This window comes from Synechococcus sp. M16.1 (genome assembly GCF_014279895.1).
Taxonomy (GTDB): Bacteria; Cyanobacteriota; Cyanobacteriia; order PCC-6307; family Cyanobiaceae; genus Parasynechococcus.
In genome coordinates, this window is record NZ_CP047954.1 from 1,322,120 (window position 1) to 1,337,959 (window position 15,840).

22 protein-coding genes and 2 tRNA genes are annotated in these 15,840 nt (G+C 59.5%); 11 read left to right on the plus strand and 13 right to left on the minus strand.

Annotation, left to right across the window (positions count from 1 at the left end):
- The first annotated feature begins 10 nt into the window (after positions 1 to 10).
- The 4 genes from SynM161_RS07615 to grxD are packed head-to-tail and all read left to right on the plus strand — an operon-like array spanning position 11 to position 1,962.
- Complete coding sequence (locus SynM161_RS07615; protein WP_186540673.1) at positions 11 to 766, plus strand: 1-acyl-sn-glycerol-3-phosphate acyltransferase; 756 nt, start codon at positions 11 to 13, stop codon at positions 764 to 766.
- A gap of 28 nt (positions 767 to 794) precedes the next feature.
- On the plus strand, positions 795 to 1,322 hold the full coding sequence (locus SynM161_RS07620) for a hypothetical protein (RefSeq protein WP_186540675.1): 528 nt from the start codon (positions 795 to 797) through the stop codon (positions 1,320 to 1,322).
- A 48-nt stretch (positions 1,323 to 1,370) separates the two neighbouring features.
- Positions 1,371 to 1,619 (plus strand): BolA family protein, encoded by a 249-nt coding sequence (locus tag SynM161_RS07625; protein WP_114987834.1) that lies wholly within the window; start codon positions 1,371 to 1,373, stop codon positions 1,617 to 1,619.
- Between the two features lie 19 nt (positions 1,620 to 1,638).
- Positions 1,639 to 1,962 carry a Grx4 family monothiol glutaredoxin gene (grxD, locus tag SynM161_RS07630; RefSeq protein WP_006851683.1) on the plus strand — a complete coding sequence of 108 codons (324 nt, stop codon included), beginning with the start codon at positions 1,639 to 1,641 and terminating at the stop codon, positions 1,960 to 1,962.
- A gap of 1 nt (position 1,963) precedes the next feature.
- On the opposite strand, the gene SynM161_RS07635 is transcribed toward grxD, so the two are convergent.
- Positions 1,964 to 2,236, minus strand: a complete 273-nt coding sequence (locus tag SynM161_RS07635) for a DUF6761 family protein (RefSeq protein WP_186540677.1) — start codon at positions 2,234 to 2,236, stop codon at positions 1,964 to 1,966.
- Between the two features lie 74 nt (positions 2,237 to 2,310).
- Here SynM161_RS07635 and SynM161_RS07640 point away from each other — a divergent pair, with 74 nt between their 5' ends.
- Positions 2,311 to 3,078, plus strand: a complete 768-nt coding sequence (locus SynM161_RS07640) for a response regulator transcription factor (protein WP_186540678.1) — start codon at positions 2,311 to 2,313, stop codon at positions 3,076 to 3,078.
- 827 nt (positions 3,079 to 3,905) lie between these two features.
- Here SynM161_RS07640 and SynM161_RS07645 read toward each other — a convergent pair.
- From SynM161_RS07645 to SynM161_RS07675, 7 genes are all read right to left on the minus strand, one after another.
- Positions 3,906 to 4,460, minus strand: a complete 555-nt coding sequence (locus SynM161_RS07645; RefSeq protein ID WP_186540680.1) for a hypothetical protein — start codon at positions 4,458 to 4,460, stop codon at positions 3,906 to 3,908.
- Positions 4,457 to 4,741 carry a hypothetical protein gene (locus SynM161_RS07650; protein ID WP_186540682.1) on the minus strand — a complete coding sequence of 95 codons (285 nt, stop codon included), beginning with the start codon at positions 4,739 to 4,741 and terminating at the stop codon, positions 4,457 to 4,459. The genes SynM161_RS07645 and SynM161_RS07650 overlap by 4 nt, the downstream gene beginning before the upstream one ends.
- A 35-nt stretch (positions 4,742 to 4,776) precedes the next feature.
- Positions 4,777 to 6,333, minus strand: a complete 1,557-nt coding sequence (gene crtH / locus SynM161_RS07655; RefSeq protein WP_186540684.1) for a carotenoid isomerase — start codon at positions 6,331 to 6,333, stop codon at positions 4,777 to 4,779.
- 24 nt (positions 6,334 to 6,357) lie between these two features.
- A complete protein-coding gene (locus SynM161_RS07660) occupies positions 6,358 to 7,323 on the minus strand; it encodes a cation transporter (RefSeq protein WP_186540686.1) in 966 nt (321 codons plus the stop codon).
- Positions 7,320 to 8,690 carry an FADH(2)-oxidizing methylenetetrahydrofolate--tRNA-(uracil(54)-C(5))-methyltransferase TrmFO gene (gene trmFO, locus SynM161_RS07665; RefSeq protein ID WP_186540695.1) on the minus strand — a complete coding sequence of 457 codons (1,371 nt, stop codon included), beginning with the start codon at positions 8,688 to 8,690 and terminating at the stop codon, positions 7,320 to 7,322. Before trmFO ends, SynM161_RS07660 begins: the two co-directional genes overlap by 4 nt.
- Positions 8,691 to 8,737: 47 nt before the next feature.
- Positions 8,738 to 8,860: a photosystem II protein Y gene (locus tag SynM161_RS07670; protein WP_025362202.1), complete on the minus strand. Its 123-nt coding sequence runs from the start codon at positions 8,858 to 8,860 to the stop codon at positions 8,738 to 8,740.
- Between the two features lie 193 nt (positions 8,861 to 9,053).
- Positions 9,054 to 9,566: a gamma carbonic anhydrase family protein gene (locus tag SynM161_RS07675; RefSeq protein WP_186540697.1), complete on the minus strand. Its 513-nt coding sequence runs from the start codon at positions 9,564 to 9,566 to the stop codon at positions 9,054 to 9,056.
- Between the two features lie 79 nt (positions 9,567 to 9,645).
- Between SynM161_RS07675 and SynM161_RS07680 the strand changes: the two genes are divergently transcribed.
- The 4 genes from SynM161_RS07680 to SynM161_RS07695 all read left to right on the plus strand — a co-directional run bounded on the left by SynM161_RS07680 (position 9,646) and on the right by SynM161_RS07695 (position 11,167).
- Positions 9,646 to 9,717 (plus strand) — tRNA-Lys (locus tag SynM161_RS07680).
- Between the two features lie 13 nt (positions 9,718 to 9,730).
- Positions 9,731 to 9,904 (plus strand): hypothetical protein, encoded by a 174-nt coding sequence (locus SynM161_RS07685; RefSeq protein WP_170950646.1) that lies wholly within the window; start codon positions 9,731 to 9,733, stop codon positions 9,902 to 9,904.
- A gap of 24 nt (positions 9,905 to 9,928) precedes the next feature.
- Positions 9,929 to 11,080 carry an NAD(P)-binding protein gene (locus tag SynM161_RS07690; protein WP_186540699.1) on the plus strand — a complete coding sequence of 384 codons (1,152 nt, stop codon included), beginning with the start codon at positions 9,929 to 9,931 and terminating at the stop codon, positions 11,078 to 11,080.
- A 13-nt stretch (positions 11,081 to 11,093) separates the two neighbouring features.
- Positions 11,094 to 11,167: transfer RNA gene (locus SynM161_RS07695), tRNA-Pro, on the plus strand.
- Between the two features lie 745 nt (positions 11,168 to 11,912).
- Here the strand turns inward: SynM161_RS07695 and SynM161_RS07705 are convergent.
- Positions 11,913 to 12,074, minus strand: coding sequence for a hypothetical protein (locus tag SynM161_RS07705; protein ID WP_170950951.1), 162 nt, complete (start codon positions 12,072 to 12,074; stop codon positions 11,913 to 11,915).
- A gap of 73 nt (positions 12,075 to 12,147) precedes the next feature.
- Complete coding sequence (locus tag SynM161_RS07710) at positions 12,148 to 12,381, minus strand: hypothetical protein (RefSeq protein ID WP_244278641.1); 234 nt, start codon at positions 12,379 to 12,381, stop codon at positions 12,148 to 12,150.
- Positions 12,382 to 12,476: 95 nt separating this feature from the next.
- Between SynM161_RS07710 and SynM161_RS07715 the strand changes: the two genes are divergently transcribed.
- Positions 12,477 to 12,638 carry a hypothetical protein gene (locus SynM161_RS07715; RefSeq protein ID WP_255441743.1) on the plus strand — a complete coding sequence of 54 codons (162 nt, stop codon included), beginning with the start codon at positions 12,477 to 12,479 and terminating at the stop codon, positions 12,636 to 12,638.
- 138 nt (positions 12,639 to 12,776) lie between these two features.
- Here SynM161_RS07715 and SynM161_RS07720 read toward each other — a convergent pair whose 3' ends face one another.
- The 3 genes from SynM161_RS07720 to SynM161_RS07730 form a co-directional block, all read right to left on the minus strand.
- Entirely contained in the window at positions 12,777 to 12,992 is a 216-nt protein-coding gene (locus SynM161_RS07720; protein ID WP_115132236.1) for a hypothetical protein, read from the minus strand.
- 1,048 nt (positions 12,993 to 14,040) lie between these two features.
- Entirely contained in the window at positions 14,041 to 14,301 is a 261-nt protein-coding gene (locus SynM161_RS07725) for a hypothetical protein (RefSeq protein WP_186540705.1), read from the minus strand.
- Positions 14,302 to 15,221: 920 nt separating this feature from the next.
- The gene (locus SynM161_RS07730) at positions 15,222 to 15,452 is read right to left on the minus strand and encodes a hypothetical protein (protein WP_186540707.1); all 231 of its coding nucleotides are present in this window, start codon (positions 15,450 to 15,452) and stop codon (positions 15,222 to 15,224) included.
- Between the two features lie 144 nt (positions 15,453 to 15,596).
- On the opposite strand from SynM161_RS07730, the gene SynM161_RS07735 reads away from it, so the two are divergent.
- Positions 15,597 to 15,794: a chlorophyll a/b-binding protein gene (locus tag SynM161_RS07735; RefSeq protein ID WP_115010181.1), complete on the plus strand. Its 198-nt coding sequence runs from the start codon at positions 15,597 to 15,599 to the stop codon at positions 15,792 to 15,794.
- Positions 15,795 to 15,840: the final 46 nt, after the last annotated feature.

Genomic DNA, 15,840 nt, shown 5'->3' on the forward strand with positions numbered 1-15,840 from the left:
GCCGGATCCTATGCAGCTTTGCCTGGGGGATTTAGGTTCTCAGGCACCGAATTCGATCAGCCCGTTGCAAGCGGCCCTGGCGACCCGAGAAAACAGCCTGCGTGTCGGCATCGACAGCTTCTGGGCCCCCCTGGCGATGTTCACCACCCAGGATCTGGCGCTGCGCCTTCAATTCCGTGAGCGTCTGGTGCTCAACCCAGAGCATCTCCCCCATCAGGGCCCGGTGCTGCTGGCACCGACGCACCGCGCCCGCTGGGATGCCCTGATGCTGCCGATGGCCGCTGGCCGTCGGGTCAGTGGCCGCGACTGCCGCTTCATGGTGACCACCACCGAAATGCGGGGGCTGCAGGGCTGGTTCCTACAACGGCTCGGCTGCTTCCCAGTGGACCAGGGACGGCCTTCGATGACCACCCTGCGTCTGGCCATCGACCTGCTGGCCGACGGACAGCAAGTGGTGATGTTCCCCGAAGGCAGGATTCACCGGCAGGACGCGGCGATTGAGCTGCGGCCCGGCCTGGTGCGTCTGGCCCAACTGGCCCAGAGCCGCGGCGTTTCAGTTCCTGTGGTTCCCGTTGGCTTGGGCTACAGCCAGGCACCACCGCGGCCCTTCAGCCGGGCAGCGCTCTGTTTCGGAGCACCGCTCAGCGTGCCAGCCAAGGGAGACCGGGAAGCGACGCGGCAGTTCAACAGCGAACTCGCTGCGGCGATGCATACGGCTGAACAAGCGGCCCGTGCTGCCGTTGGCCGACCGCTTCAAAGCTTCTAAAGTCCGCCCACGTTTTCTTGCTGGTTTCATGGGTTGTCGCGCATTGCTGACGACTGCTGCACTGGTGGCAACCCTGGGCGTGACCGGCGCTGCTGGGATCGCCCAAACGTCATCCGAAGACAAGGTTCTCGCCCAGAAACAAGGTGGATTCAATCCAGACGCCGTTCGCGCAGCAATCGCCAGCGGTGATGCAGCCGCTAGCCGAGGAGACCTGGCAGAGGCCCGTGTGAATTACGACAAGGCTCGCGAAGCATCGACCCTGCTTCTGGGCTTCTATCGCAACCTCAGCGGTTCCTTCCGCGGATTGGATGCGCGGATCCCCCGTGAGATGGATACGAAAGGGCGGGAGACCCAAGCACTTCTTGCGGAAACAAATCTCAGGCTTGCTGCGCTCTTCCGCCGTCAGAACCAGCAGCAGATGGCTGTTCCTCTCCTCGTTGAGGTCATCAAGCTGATGACGCCGGCCAAGCCTCAGGGTCAGAAGGCCTATCAAAGCCTGCTGGAACTGGGCTTCGTTGAAACCGAATTCCGGGGTGCATCGGCTGCCGGCCAATGAGCCGGTCTGTCAGCATCTGAGCCAGTCCTCTTTTGCACAACCGCCGCCATGGTGCAGCCGGATGCCGTTGAAGCCGCGATCCAACAGGTCATTCCCGACGCCAACGTCACCGTTGAAGACCTCACCGGTGGCGGTGATCACCTCCAGGTGACTGTGGTGTCGTCTGCTTTTGCTGGCCTTTCACGCATCCGTCAGCATCAAATGGTGTACGGCGCGCTGCAGCAGGAATTGGCCAGCGAAGCGATTCACGCCCTCGCCCTCAACACCTCAACCCCTTCGGACGCTGCGTCCGCTTAACGCCAACTAACGCTCAACGATGGACCCCTCCACCAAAGCTCGCATCGAAACTCTGGTCGCTTCCAGCCCGATCTTCGTGTTCATGAAGGGCTCCAAGCTGATGCCCCAGTGCGGATTCTCAAACAATGTGGTGCAGATCCTGCACTCCCTCGGTGTGGCATTCGAGACATTTGACGTTCTCTCTGATCCAGAGATTCGTCAGGGAATCAAAGAGTTTTCCAGCTGGCCCACCATCCCCCAGGTGTACGTGAAAGGGGAATTCATCGGCGGTTCCGACATCCTGATCGAGATGTACAACTCCGGAGAACTTCGCGAAAAGCTGGAAATCGCTCTCGCTAGCTAACTCAATAGCCCTGGGGTTGGCGCATGTACAAGCTGCTCACATCCCCGTCAGGGCCAATAAAGCTGGAGGGATCCAGGATCCAGCGATCAATCAATTGCTCAAGACGATGCTGAGAGCGGGGATCAAGCGATCCTGACTTCCGCAATGCGTGCAGGTAGCCATCGGAGTACAGCCGCAGCTCCGACGGTGTGTGATATCTCGTCGTCAGCTCCTGACAGGCATCGCAGAGCGATTGAAAATGGCGGATGGCTTCAGGTTCGTCGAGTGATGTCATGAGATACAACAGCAGCCCCTGCTACCAGCCTGCCAGGAATTTCGGCTTAGCGTAGGCGCGCCCGGGCCGATCCAGTGACCTCCACTCCCCACGACCTCACGGCGGAAGCGTCTGCAGCCAGCACCGATCCGGTGGTGATGCCAAGCGCAAGCACCGGTCAGGAACCTTCGCGAGTGTTGGTGGTCGAACCGCACCCCACCCTGCGCACGGTGCTGGTGCAGCGACTGCGTCAGGACGGTCATCTCACTGCAGCAGTGGCCAGTGCCGCTGAAGCTTTGGAGGTCTGTCAGGAACAGTCACCCGATCTCCTGGTGAGTGCAGAACTGCTGGAGCGCAGCTCCGCCCTGCGCTTAGCGGAGCAGCTGCGTTGCCCGGTCATTGTGCTGACTGCACGGGCCGGAGCCGAACCGGTGGTGGGCCTGCTGGATGACGGTGCAGACGATGTGCTGCGCAAACCCTTTGGCCTCGAGGAACTCGCCGCCCGCTGCCGCACCCTGCTCAAGCGGGGGCACAGCGGCCTGCAGGAGCGGGTCACCGTTGGGCCTCTGGAGGTTCATCTGCTCCTCCGTCAGGTGACGCTGCGGGAGCAGCCGGTGGAGCTCAGCCCCCGCGAATTTGCCCTGCTTTGTGCGCTGTTGATGCCGCCTGGGCTGGTGCGAAGCCGACAGGAACTGCTGCGAATGGCCTGGCCTCCCTTCAGCGGTGGCCCCCGTTCGGTGGACACTCAGGTGCTGACCCTGCGCCGCAAGCTGGAGCAGGCCGGTCTTGGCGAGGGCGGTGGAATTACCACCGTGCGTCAGCGGGGCTATCGCTTCAGCCTCGACAATCTGCCATCCAGCTGAATCAAGTGAATTCATTCCAGTCAGCGACTGGAATTCTGGGGTCAGAGCCCATCACCGCCACCCCGAAACAACCTTGGTGCTCAAGCCGTTGGAAGGTCCTTAATTCGTCTTGTGATGACGCAGGGCCTGCTTCAGCTGAGCCTCTTTGGTCGGAACCAGATGGTGCGAGGTCACCCAACCCAATTCACAGAGGTGATTCGCGCAGACTTTGATCTGAACAGTTCCGCAGGGGAGGTTGGTGAGTTCGGTTGTCATCCGATCGGAACAACTGCATCGATTTCAACGTCTGAGCGACCCATGGCAACGCCAGACATCTGGACAAAATCAAGAGTTGTTTGCAGGAGCGTCTTCATTGCTTGATCAGCGCAGCCGGGTCAACATGGCGCTGTCGACACCCGGGAGCCCCCGCCGTGATCGGATTAACCAGGCTGTATTGCAACCAGGGCGAGAGATTTCTCCTCATCGATGTTGCCTCTGAAGAGGCTCCGAAACGAGCCGAAGAGCTGCTCAACGACGGCTGGGAGATCGAAGCGGCAATACCGGTCTGAAGCGAGACAGCGTTTCACGTCCGGATTGGGAGTGGCTGGTGGGATGACGTCCCTGGAATGGGGGAGCTCCGCTGGTGAACAAATCCCTCAAACGGGGGAGTTGCTCTCAGACAGGAACGGAGATGGTGTGCTCAGAGAGGAGAACAGGATGCTTCCATTGCTCACCATCGCCCACATGCAAGTGGATTGCTGATGGCTGAAAGATTGCACCCGACCAAACCTCACCCTCACAACCCTGTCAGCAATGGCGGGTTTTTCTGTTGAAAGAAATAGCTCTGATCAGCCTGGATAACCCGCCGGCAAACTGATCCAGCCCTGGGCCAGCGCCAGAGACGTGAGCATTTCGCCGGCAATCATCAGCACGGCCAATCCAGCCAAGAGCTGATACGTCCAGGGCGGGGTCAGACGCCCGATGCCCTTGGTCGACACAGGGGTGTTGGCGGCCAGAAGCTCCAGGAATCGATCGAAGCGCTCAATGCGTTGCGGCAGGAGCTGGTGGCGCAGATCAGCTGCCTTCACGTAATACACCGTTCCCCCCTGACTGGTGCCAACGGGAACCAGGGCCCGAATGTCCTGCCAACGCATCGACCAGCCGCGCCGCAGCAACCAGCGGATCCAGGCGGGGTAACGCACCTGAATGCCTTCGGCATCGGTCTCCACCCGTTCACTCAACAGACCGATCACCAACACCAAGCCCAGCAGCAGCCCTGCCACCAACAGCCAGCGAGTCTCTGCAGGGGCCAGCAACGGCAAGGGCAGCACCAAGGCCCCGTAAAGGCTGAGCAGGGTGAAGCGGATCAGGGGCGATAACCCGAAGCGTTCCATCCCGTTCATCGGTCGTCTGGAGAACCGGGCAGCGGTTCAATCAGTTCAGAGGGCTGATAAATGCCACCAAACACCTCCTGTTCACGCCCCTTCCAGAACTGCCCAAGCCGCATCAGATCGGCATGGGCCTCCTGCACCTTCTCGAGGTACAGCTGAGGATCCATCGAATCCTTGGCTTCCTTGAGCTTCTTGAGCCTCAGCATCTGCAGATTCCAGGGCTTGGTCAGCTCTCCCCTCTGCTCGAGGTAGCGGGCCAGGTCGTCCGACGACGGCTGAAACTCAGGCGGCATCCCAACTCCTACGGAAGGTCACGCTAGGCAGAAGATCAGGCCGGCAGCGCCCAAGGGTTCAGGCCGAGGTCGGCCCCAACCCGATGGGCACAGGCAAACCCACTGAAGGCCACAGCGTTGAGGCCCTGGCCGGGGAAACAGGAATCACCCACGCAGTAGAGGTTTTTCAATCCCGTGCGGTTGAACGGCATCGGCAGCAGTCCCGGCAGTTGCATCGCCGGAATCGGGCCGTAACTGCCCTGAAAGCGACCCAGAAAACGCCGGTGGCTGCGGGGCGTACCGATCTCCTTGTGGGTGATGGCATCGGCGAGGCCGGGAAGGATCGCCTCCAGGCGCTGGATCAACCGTGCCGCATCCGCCTCCTTTTTCTCGCGGTACTGGCTGGGGGTCAGTCCCTGCCAGGCCTCCATCGATGAGGGCGTGAAGGTGTGAACGATGTGATGCCCGGCCGGGGCCAGATCCGGATCCAGCAGCGAGGGCATCGACACGAAGATCACCCCCTGCTCGTCCTCCATCCGGTTCCAGTCTTCGAGCAGGAGGTGATGGCAGTGGGTGCCGGCCGGAATCAGGTCAGCCCGAACCCCCAGATGCAGCGACAGGAACGAAGGGGAAGGCACATAACGCTTGCGCCAGAACTGCTCTTTGCCCGGCGTGTGGGCGGCATCCACCAGGGCCTGGCCGGAGCGGTGCTGCTCATCACCCGCTCCCGAGAAGGTGTCCCAGCGGGTTGCATTGGAGATCACACGCTTGGCGCGGATGACCTCGCCATCGGCCAGCTTCACGCCAACCGCCTGATCGCTCTCGATCAAGACCTCGGTGACTCGGGCCTTGTAGCGAATGGCGCCGCCGTGGCGTTCCAATCCCTTCACCAACTTTTCGGCGATCACGCCGACGCCTCCCTTGGGGTAGTTGATTCCCCCCGCATGGCGATCGGAAAACACCATGCCGGCATTGATCATCGGCGTGCGATCCGCCGGCATCACCGACCAGCAAAAGCACTCGATATCGATGAACTTGAGCAGCTGCTCGTCTTTGATGTGCTGCCGGGCCACCGCTCCGACGTTGAACGGCAGCCAGCGGGCCAGCCCCAGGCAGGCCAATGGTGCCTTGAAGAACACCTTGGTGAGGTAGGCCGGATCCTCCAGCGAGAGAAGCGGCATGGCATCGAGGCAATTGAACACCTGCCAGCAGGTGTCGTAGAAGCGGCGGATCCCCTCGGCCTCATGGGGAAACCGCGCCGTGAGGTCGGCGATGAACTGCTCGTAGTCGCGGTCCACCGCGATGCGCAGCCCACCGGGCATGTGGTACTCGAGCTGGGCGGGGTCGGGGATGGTGTCGCACTGCTCCCCCACATCAGCAAGGGCCCGGGTGAGCAGGTTGGTGAAACCCTTCTTGCCGAAGCCGAAGATCATCGAGGCCCCCACATCGAAGGTGTAGCCCTCGCGTTTGAAGGCACCACCACTGCCGCCGGGGATCAGATACCGCTCCAAAACGAGGGTCTTGGCTCCCTTGGCCGCCAACTGACTGGCGGTGACCAAACCACCGATGCCGGAACCGATCACAACGGCATCCCACTGCTGGTTCTCGCTCATGGCATCGCTTCTTTGGGGGTGACGCTAAGGGGCCGTCTGCGGCCTTGGATCCTGGCGGTGAATCGGCGGCATCACCGTGAGGATCACCTCAGAGCGCACCGGACGTCCGAGTTCGGCACTGCAGCGGGCATCGATGTGATGGCGCAACCCATCAATCACCCGACTTTCTTGAGGCTGCAGCGGATTGATGTAGACCACGACAAAGGCCGTGCGGCCGAGCTGCTGCACCGTGAAATCCATCATCTGCAGCTGAAGCCCCACCAGCTCCTGCATCAACACCATGCGCGTGCGCTGGAGCACATCCGGGTCGGCGGCACAGCCCGCCGCCTGGGCCATGGCATCCCGCAGCGCCGCCAACGGTTCCCGCAGCAAGGCCAGGCTCACCGCCAGCACCAGCAGGGCATCGGTGATCGGCGCAAGGGCAGACAAGGGCGTTGCCAAGAGCAGCGGCGACGCCAGCAGGGCCAGACCCGTGGCCAGGGTGATCACGGCATCGATCCGGGCATTGCGGGCCTCGGTGAGCAGCAGCAGCGACACCCGACCCGTGCGGCGCCAATCGCGGCGGTGCCGCCAGGCCAGCAGTCCACAGAGCGCTGTAATCAGCGCGGTGTAGAGCGCCACCGGCTCCAGATGCAACGGCGCAATGCTGTTCCCCCGCCACCAATCGATCAAGGTGGAGCAGGCGCTGCCAACGCCAAAGCCGATCACCCCGAGCAGCACCAGGGAGCGAAACAGCACATACAGGGCTTCCTGGCCTTCGTAGCCGTAGGGCCAGGCTCGATCCGGTGGCCGCACCACGTTGCGGCTGATGCGACTGGCAATCAAGGACGACCCCACCAACACGGCGGAATAAAGGCCGTCCAACAGCAGGGCCGAGGATCCGGTAAGCACATGGGCGGAAAACCCAGCCAGGGCCATTACTGCGTTGGCTCCAACACCGAAGCGCAGGGAGCGCTGTTCGATCCGGCGAGCCTCCGCAGGGGTTGTCATGCCGTCACGGTCTGGGGTTGGAGGGCCCGCATCGGCTCCAAGTCCTGCAGAGCACGATCGCGGTAGGCGCCATAGCGCGCTCGCTTGTCGCGAATGCGTTCCGACAGCTCCGGCAACAAACCGAAGTTGGGGGGCATCGGCTGGAACTTGGCCGTTGGTGCCTCGCTGACAAAATGGGTGAGGGCTCCACTCATGCAGGTGGCGGGCAGGTCAATGGGCTCCAGGCCCAGGGCCAGCCGGGCCGCATTGGTGCCGGCCAACCAGCCACCGGCCACGGCGGCGGCATAACCCTCGGTGCCGGTGATCTGGCCTGCCGCCAGGAGGTTGGGGCGCTGGCGGAACTGCAGGGTGGGCTGCAGCAGCTGCGGCGACTCCAGGAAGGTGTTGCGGTGCATCACCCCGAAGCGCACGAATTCCGCCTGGCCCAGCCCGGGAATCATCTGCAGAACTCGCTTCTGCTCACCCCATTTGAGATTCGTCTGGAAACCCACCAGATTCCAGAGGCGCCCGTCCTTGTCTTCCTGCCGTAGCTGCACCACCGCATAGGCGCGCTTGGCCCGGCGCACATCGCGATCGTTCACATCGCCCCAACGGGGATCCCAGAGCCCGATCGGCTTCAGGGGGCCGTAACGCATGGTGTCTTCACCACGACGCGCCAACTCCTCAATCGGCAGGCAGCCTTCAAAGAAGGTGGCGTCGTTCTTGTCAAAGTCTTTGAGTTCCGCCTGTTCCGCCTCCAGCAGGGCCTGGCGGAACGCCAGGTACTGCTCCTTGTCCATCGGACAGTTGATGTAGTCGGCATCCCCCTTGTCGTAGCGGCTGGCACGGAAGGCCACTGACAGATCAATGCTGTCCCCATGCACGATCGGACTGGCCGCATCAAAGAAGTGGCAGTCGGCACGACCGGTGAACTGGCGCAGATCCTCCGCCAACAGTTCACTCGTGAGCGGCCCCGTCGCCAAAACGGTGATCGCATCCTCCGGCGGTAGAGCCTGCTGCTCCCGCCGTTCAATCGTGACCAGAGGATGCTGGTCGAGAGCTTCCGTGAGGGCAGCGCTGTAGCGACCGCGATCCACGGCCAAAGCTCCGCCGGCCGGCACGGCATGGGTGTCGGCCTTGCCGATCACCAAAGAGCCAAGCCTACGCAGTTCCTCCTGCAGCAAACCTGCGGCACGGTCGCTACTCAGAGCGCCAAAGCTGTTGCTGCACACCAATTCAGCGAAATCACTGCTGTGGTGCGCAGGGGAGCGTCGAATCGGACGCATCTCCACCAGGGTGACCGCAACCCCTGCTCTGGCGATCTGCCAAGCCGCCTCAGTGCCGGCCAGACCGGCACCAAGAACGGTGACATGGGGAGATTGAGACAACCGGCTGCATCAAGCAGCCTTCAGCCTACGAAGCTCGCTTGCCTGGATCAGGCGCGGCTGCGCTTGAGCATCAGCTGCAGCTGACCCACAGCCGCACGGCCGATGTTGAAAGCAGCCCAGCTGACGGCGGCCAAGATCGGGGCAACCACCAGGAACAGGCGGGCATCGATACCCAGAACCTGGCCCGTGGTGATCACGCTGAAGGCCGAGTAACCGACGATCACCAGGATGAGGACCAGACCGATGGCAACTCGGACCATTCTTGAAAACGGAAATCTGTGTCGCCGATCTTACGGACTTCTCCGTTGATCCCACGACCTTCCTTGAAAGCTGATCGAATTCGCAGCAATCAGAGGAGTGCGTTCAAGGACTGATCTGGGCGTGGGAGGCCGCCAATTGCGCGTAGCGCCGGGCATGGCAGCGCTGTTGATCAATCGCCTCAGGCGATAACTCCCGCTTCACCGCCGCTGGCGCGCCCATTACCAGCGTTCCGGAAGGCACATCCCTGGTGACAACAGAACCAGCAGCCACCAGGGCGCCTGCACCGACGGTGACGCCATTGAGAACGATGGCCCCAATGCCCACCAGGCATCCATCCTCGAGCGTGGCGCCGTGGATGACGGCCCTGTGCCCCACGGTGACGTCAGCACCGAGGCGAACCGGCTGTCCCGGATCGCCATGGAGCACGGCACCGTCTTGAACATTGCTGCCCGCTCCGATGCTGATCTGCGCGAGATCTCCGCGCGCAACGGCCGTGGGCCAGAGGCTGCTGCCCGCTGCCATCTGCACATTGCCAATCACAACGGCGGATTCAGCAACCCAGGCGTTGGCATCGATCTGGGGATCGGGCCAGGGCGTGGAGCCAGTCATGGCCATGGTTCAGCAGCTACCAGTCTCCCCGGCGACCTGAGTGATAACCTCATTTGGTGCCGAAATGGCATGCCCAAGCGGGCACGGGTCGCTAGCTCAGCGGTAGAGCATCCGGCTTTTAACCGGCTGGTCCTGAGTTCGAATCTCAGGCGACCCATATCCACGATTTGATGTCGTCTCGTGACTCAACCGAGCCGACGACCGAGCGGCTGTTAGAAAGCCGTGAATCTCTGATCAGGCCAACAGTTCAGATGGCGTATTTCGCATTCTTTGGCGTCACGATTCTTCTGGCATTGCTGGGTGGTTTGTTTTCTCGAGTGGCCGCAGAGCGCTATTGGATGTGATCAGCGGAAGAGGCTTCAGCGAACGTGGCTGAGGTTGATCTCGCCGTTATCGGTGCAGGACTGGCTGGCTGCAGCCTGATTGGCCGGCTCAATCAGCTGGGATCTGACCTCAACATCGCTTTGATCGAGGCCGGCCGGGGGCCAGGTGGACGCACGGCCACCCGCAGGAGACGCGACCAAAGTGGCTGGCTGCTCAACCATGGAGCACCGGGATTCAACCTCAGTGAATCCATGCCGGAGGGCATGGATTCACTGCTGAAGCCATTGCGGGCAGCAGGTGTGCTCCAGCGGGACGAGCGAGCTGTGCTTTCGCTCAATGTCGAAGCCGGTTTGTCGCCTGCCACCAGCCCAGACGCCTGGCCAAATGGTGGCTGGTGGCAGGGTGTTCCCAGCATGGCCAGCATCTGCGAGGCGCTTCTCGATACTGCTGGCACAGCGCAACTGAGCCGTCAGTTCGAAACCCGAGTGCGCTGGTTGGAGCACCGCCGGGACCATTGGCTGCTGGAGAACGAGGATCGAACCTGGAGCCTCAGGGCCAAGCGCCTTGTGCTCAGTGGAACCCTGCTGGCCCATCCCCGCTCACTGAAGATGCTGGCTTGGGATGACGTCCCCCTGCGCACAGCCGTTGCGGAAGGCGTGGATGACGACCTCGACAAGGCATTGAGCCTGCTGCAACACAGCCAAGCCGAAGTGCGCTGGAACCTGATGGTGGATCTGGGCGTGCTCGCGCTCAACGCTGAGGAGCTGCCCGCTCAGATCTGGTTGGACGACGCCGCCAAGGCGCACTGGGAGGTGGAACGCCTCGTGCTGCAGCCGCAAAGCGATGGACGCTGGGGGCTTGTGGTGCATGGATTGGATTCCGGGGAAGCAATCACGCCCGAAAGCCAGGGGCACCTGCTGGCTCAGGAGCAACAGCGCCTGGTGGAGCTGTTGCCCGAACTGCTGCAAGCCCTGCCGGTTGTTTCAGCTGCGTTGAACCAGGCGACGCCGTTGGGTGTGATGCGCTGGGGCGCCTCACGGCCCCTCAACAACCCCTTGCCACAAGAACTGCAGTGGTGCCCCACCAGCGCCGTTGGGTTCTGTGGCGACTGGATCGCAGGGCCTGGCTTCGGCAGAGCGGAAGGAGCGATCAGCAGCGGCGTCAACCTGGCTGAACAGCTGCACGCTGACCGCTAATCTCTTTGTGCGCCGGGGAGTGGCGCAGTTTGGTAGCGCGCTTGCTTTGGGAGCAAGATGCCGCAGGTTCGAATCCTGTCTCCCCGATGCGTTAAAAAGTCAGTCCCCAGCTGACATCTCGACCGTCCCACAAGGGGCGGTTTTTTTATTGCTCTCCCTGCTCAAGCAAGCTGCTAGAACGGGCTTCTCACTACGCGGTGGCGCCAGAAATCCCAAGGTCCCCACCCTCGTCCAGGTCGCAGACGTGGACAACGGCCATATCAACTGACTCAACACTGAGCTGGCCACCCACATCGCGCCAAGGGCCTGAATTGAAATTGCGCCTGTTAAGCCATCCAAGGATTTGTAACAACCTGAACTTTTTGTCTCAATTCGCCTAGTCGGGACTCATCTTGTTGTCTATTTGTTGGATCAGCGGAGATCAAGAACATGAAAGGAACAAAGACCAGACTCACCACCGCTCCAGAGGGCTTCGAGTACTACAGGGTTTGCGACCAGGAAGGTGTCTGCCAAGTCGTCAGAGGCATGTGGGCAGCACAGCACCTCACAGAAGACATCCGTGAACTGAGCGCCACCAAGACAAAGTATTCAGATGATTGGGTTTAGGACTCTGAACGACAACCCGCTTCCCCCTATACAAGGGCGATGGCATACGCCAAAAAGAGGAGATTGAACAAATCGAAAGAGCACTGGTAGCTCTGACGACCACCGAGGAAAGGCCCTGAACGAATCGACAGGACTTTGATCTTCGTGATGAAGAGATTCCTGGTGCCGTCACGCGCCGGAGTTTTGTCTTGCCCCTACCAGCGATGAAACCGGCTTCGTTGGTGGCTCAGATGATCTCTTTACGGCCTGCCTTGATCTTGGCTTTGGCAGATACAAGACCAAAAATCAGCAGGATCAGAAGCCCCGCATTCACGCCAACGAAAAACATTGTGTCCATGACTTCAAGATGGCTTTGCTCGTCATAAGGAAAGCGAACAAAACAGCCCATCGGTCAAAAGACTCATTCAGCTCCGAAGAAAGAAGAAATCTTCGGCTGATCTTGGGAGATCTGGCGAGACCAACTACAACTGCCAATCGCCATCGCCATCAGTACAGTCCTTCCCTTGCAACTCTTGCAAACGCGCCAAGAGCTCTGGATCACCAACAATCTGCCGGCGGCATCCGTCTTCACCCATGTAGGTCAGATGCCCATCGGCATCGATGACCAGCGCGGTCATGGGGGTAACTGGAGACGTCTCGTCGATGGCGATGCGCTCCTTCTTCAGATCCACCCAGTCTGCGTCCTCTAAGCGCACTAGCCCAAAGCCATGAACAAACCAGACAGTGGTGGCAGCCGCCTGGGCAGCGTTCCTCTATGAAGGATGCGATGGACTGGCACCTTTCCAAACGCGTGACTGAACAACAAGGCAAAGACAGGGCCTACTGGATTGATGAGATCGCCTTCCTGGAGGAACGCTTGAACGGCAGTCAGGGTGACATCGACAGCGAAGACCGAGCGGCCTGCGAGGAAGCCCTAAAAGCAGCGAAAGCGAACTTGGCTGCCTCTCGGTGAACCCGGGGCTGACGGAGGCCCGAGCCACAACTATGGTTTGAAGGTGAGAGGGAGACCTCTTCGGGCGTGGTTGCTTGATTTGGTGGGTGGTGTCACGACCTACTGCCTCTCTCACACCTCTTGATCAAGACTGATTGGTCACGGCTGAACCAGGCCCCTCTCCTTGGCATAACTCTTGTAGTGATTGGGAAATTCATCGGCAAGCCGAGCAAGTACATCACTTGAAGAGCCCATTTGCTCGTTCACTTCATCAAAAACCGATGCAAAACAGCTCTCACACCTGATTTCAAGACAAAGCTCTTCCCAGCTCGTGCCTTGTTTGTTGAAACTGGCCACAAGCTCTTTAAAGGTCACGAGAAACAAACTGTTCTGCTGCGGACAAGCTTAGAGGCAATGACAACAACCAATTTGATGCCGAATGAAATCAGGATTGGCATAGCCTGATGGCACATGGCTTTGATGAACCAACATTCAAGGGATGAAAAGATTGCTGCAGCTGCTTCGGCGATGGACTGGCCAACGGGAGAAACCCCCATTGCATACACCCGAAGAGTTGGAGTGCTTTAAAACGGATGCGATCGACAATCGCGGCAAGCACTACTGATGCAGGGGGCAACCGAACTGGCACTACTGGCCCTGGCGTTTGTCGGGATTCAGCTCTGGTGGCTCAGCAAGGTCTTTTTGAATCGACCCCGGCAGCCAAGGCCACTGGGCAACCCCATGAGGGCGAATTCGCTTCAAAACGAGCGAACTGCCCTGCAAAAGATCTTTGATCAATCCTGAGAACCGCCAAACCTTGGGATCGAACTAGGGACAAACACCGATGCCTGATGCGATCTGAACAATCAGCGTGGTGCATCAGCAACAACAGCCATGGCACTGATTTGTTGTGCGCACTGTGGTCACATGCACTCGAGCCTGAGAGGGGACTGCCCCCAGTGCCATCAACAGAGGCGCCTATGGTCTCCCAGGCGTTGTCAGAACGGATCAAACCAACACCGATCAACACCAAGGAGTGACCACCATGGCCTTTGAAGCCCCCCCCAGCAGAGGGACGTCAGTGCATCAGCTACGGTGACATCAAACCTCTGAATTTCTTTGGCTTGGATCAACAGGAGTGCCGGAACTGTGAATCAAGTCGACGCCAACAGGGCATCAAACAAAACGCCGATGATTCCGTCGAGGAGGCTTGAATCAAACCGAGCCTCAATGAGCATATGCACCAATGTTCAATTGATATCCATGGGCTATCACATGGGTAGCGTTGCAAAGAGGTGTCATGGGCAAGGTTCTTTCAGCAGCAAAGTGGTCATTCGAACTACTTGGCCAACGCATCACTGCACTTCGTCTTAAAAAGAGCTTTTCAGAATCAAGGATTTACAGCGACTGGGCTTATGACGAATCACAGATGAAAGAGGCCGATTTTGGCAAGCGTGAGCAGAAATCTCATCTCGAATACGATTGCTGAAGCCACAAGCTGATTCATCAGAACCAAAAACAGCGGCTTAACAGGCATCAAACCAAAGCATTGAATGGCGAATTGACCAGCCTGAGAGAAAGGTTGGCAATTTGCGTCCAAGTCTCCTAGAACGCTGTTCAGCATCGTTGTTGTAATGGCCTTGATTCCCCGCTGGCAGTTCATGACTGACAGCAGCAAAGCCATGGTGAAGCGATCTGCGATCACACTTGTGGTCGTCCTGATTGGATTAACACTGCTGCGCGCAATCTTTCCCTGGATCCTGCTTGGCCTTGCCCTTTATGGTGCTTGGTGCTTGTTGAACCGGAAATAACCGATGAGCGATGACTCAACCCAAGCCAGACGCACGCTTTATCTCTGGGCCCTTGGCCTCAACGTTGTCGCTTGGGGCGGATACCTCGTTCTAACCAAAGTGATGGGTATCGATTTTGAATCGATTCGGCAAGCCAGATTGGCTGGTTAACATTGACTTTCTTGAACAAGGGCTCTGCTTTGAACAATAGAGATAAGTAGCAGAGCACAACTCATGCACTAGCGATGCAAGGTTTAGAGGTGCAGATGCACAGCTGACCTAATTCAGCCGCAGCGGACTTGATCCACGGGGCACCAAGGGTATAAATCGTTCGGTGCAGACAAAAAATCGCTCCATCCCTGGAGCGGCTCATCAGCCAAGGCAATCCCCATCACCCGGCGATCTGCACCAGTCTTTGATGCAATCAATAAATCATACCCACCAAACACTAGATGTGGTTGACGTCAACACTCACTTAAGACTCTGGTGAACATGCATGAAGAAGCCAGACCATGCAGCAGCAGTGCATCTAGCACCAGGAAGCCTGCTTTTGGGAAACACTAAATCTGGAGCAGGAGGTCCAAACCCCTCGAAATTGTGATGCTTCATGCTGAAGACATCCTCAAAGGAGAAGCCATGATTTCTGGCCCATCCTGCCCATTGCGGTTGGGAGTTCTCGATAGTCCCGACTATTGGACTGATGACGCACTGATGTCTGCAGTGCATCCATTGAATCCAGAGGAACTTCACCACCTGGCCGTTGGATCCCAACAACGAAGGAATCAACAACGCGGTGTTCGCACCACCCGTTCATTCAATTCCGGCGGCTGAACGCAGCCAGGAGTTGTTGAAGCGGCGCAACCAGCTTGTCGACCCAGGTGGCTGAGCGTCGACCAGCAGGCCGCTGCAACGCCGAGGCATGCAACAACGGCCCGTTGGCGCCATACCCCTCAAAGGCAATCAAGGCGTCTTGGGCTCCCTGCAGCTCCTGATTGATTCGACGGGAGGAGAAGCGGCTGTGGGCTCGGTTTCGCGACGTTGACATGACTGGAGCGGTTGCACCTACATCCGGTCTGGCTACGGACCGAGCTGCTTGGCAGCAATTGGTGATGCTTCTTAGGGAGCCGAAGCACCACCCATTTACAAACCGTTACGAGGGGCTTAACATTTCGCAACTTGCCTACTAGTAATGGCTTCTTCGACTCCCAACGACGACTGGTTCCAAAGCGCCGCAGCAGCTCAAATCCGCAGCGAGCGTTTCGAACGGGCAGAGCTCCTCAATGGCCGCGCCGCCATGATCGGCTTCGTGGTGGGCGTGCTGACGGAAGCTCTGACGGGGCACGGGATCGTGAGCCAGATCACCTTTGGCGTGTTCGGCTGCAACTGAATCGATCAGGCCAATGGGGCAGAACATGCCATTGAAATCACGCGTT

What these genes read in the sequence shown, in the direction of transcription:
- SynM161_RS07660 (WP_186540686.1), bottom strand. Translation starts at nt 7,323, where the DNA reads ATGACAACCCCTGCGGAGGCTCGCCGGATCGAACAGCGCTCCCTGCGC.
- SynM161_RS07685 (WP_170950646.1), top strand. Translation starts at nt 9,731, where the DNA reads ATGTCGTCTCGTGACTCAACCGAGCCGACGACCGAGCGGCTGTTAGAA.
- SynM161_RS07635 (WP_186540677.1), bottom strand. Translation starts at nt 2,236, where the DNA reads ATGACATCACTCGACGAACCTGAAGCCATCCGCCATTTTCAATCGCTC.
- SynM161_RS07645 (WP_186540680.1), bottom strand. Translation starts at nt 4,460, where the DNA reads ATGAACGGGATGGAACGCTTCGGGTTATCGCCCCTGATCCGCTTCACC.
- SynM161_RS07730 (WP_186540707.1), bottom strand. Translation starts at nt 15,452, where the DNA reads ATGTCAACGTCGCGAAACCGAGCCCACAGCCGCTTCTCCTCCCGTCGA.
- SynM161_RS07675 (WP_186540697.1), bottom strand. Translation starts at nt 9,566, where the DNA reads ATGGCCATGACTGGCTCCACGCCCTGGCCCGATCCCCAGATCGATGCC.
- grxD (WP_006851683.1), top strand. Translation starts at nt 1,639, where the DNA reads ATGGACCCCTCCACCAAAGCTCGCATCGAAACTCTGGTCGCTTCCAGC.
- SynM161_RS07735 (WP_115010181.1), top strand. Translation starts at nt 15,597, where the DNA reads ATGGCTTCTTCGACTCCCAACGACGACTGGTTCCAAAGCGCCGCAGCA.
- SynM161_RS07620 (WP_186540675.1), top strand. Translation starts at nt 795, where the DNA reads ATGGGTTGTCGCGCATTGCTGACGACTGCTGCACTGGTGGCAACCCTG.
- crtH (WP_186540684.1), bottom strand. Translation starts at nt 6,333, where the DNA reads ATGAGCGAGAACCAGCAGTGGGATGCCGTTGTGATCGGTTCCGGCATC.
- SynM161_RS07615 (WP_186540673.1), top strand. Translation starts at nt 11, where the DNA reads ATGCAGCTTTGCCTGGGGGATTTAGGTTCTCAGGCACCGAATTCGATC.
- SynM161_RS07705 (WP_170950951.1), bottom strand. Translation starts at nt 12,074, where the DNA reads ATGGGCTGTTTTGTTCGCTTTCCTTATGACGAGCAAAGCCATCTTGAA.
- SynM161_RS07725 (WP_186540705.1), bottom strand. Translation starts at nt 14,301, where the DNA reads ATGGCTTTGCTGCTGTCAGTCATGAACTGCCAGCGGGGAATCAAGGCC.
- SynM161_RS07625 (WP_114987834.1), top strand. Translation starts at nt 1,371, where the DNA reads ATGGTGCAGCCGGATGCCGTTGAAGCCGCGATCCAACAGGTCATTCCC.
- SynM161_RS07650 (WP_186540682.1), bottom strand. Translation starts at nt 4,741, where the DNA reads ATGCCGCCTGAGTTTCAGCCGTCGTCGGACGACCTGGCCCGCTACCTC.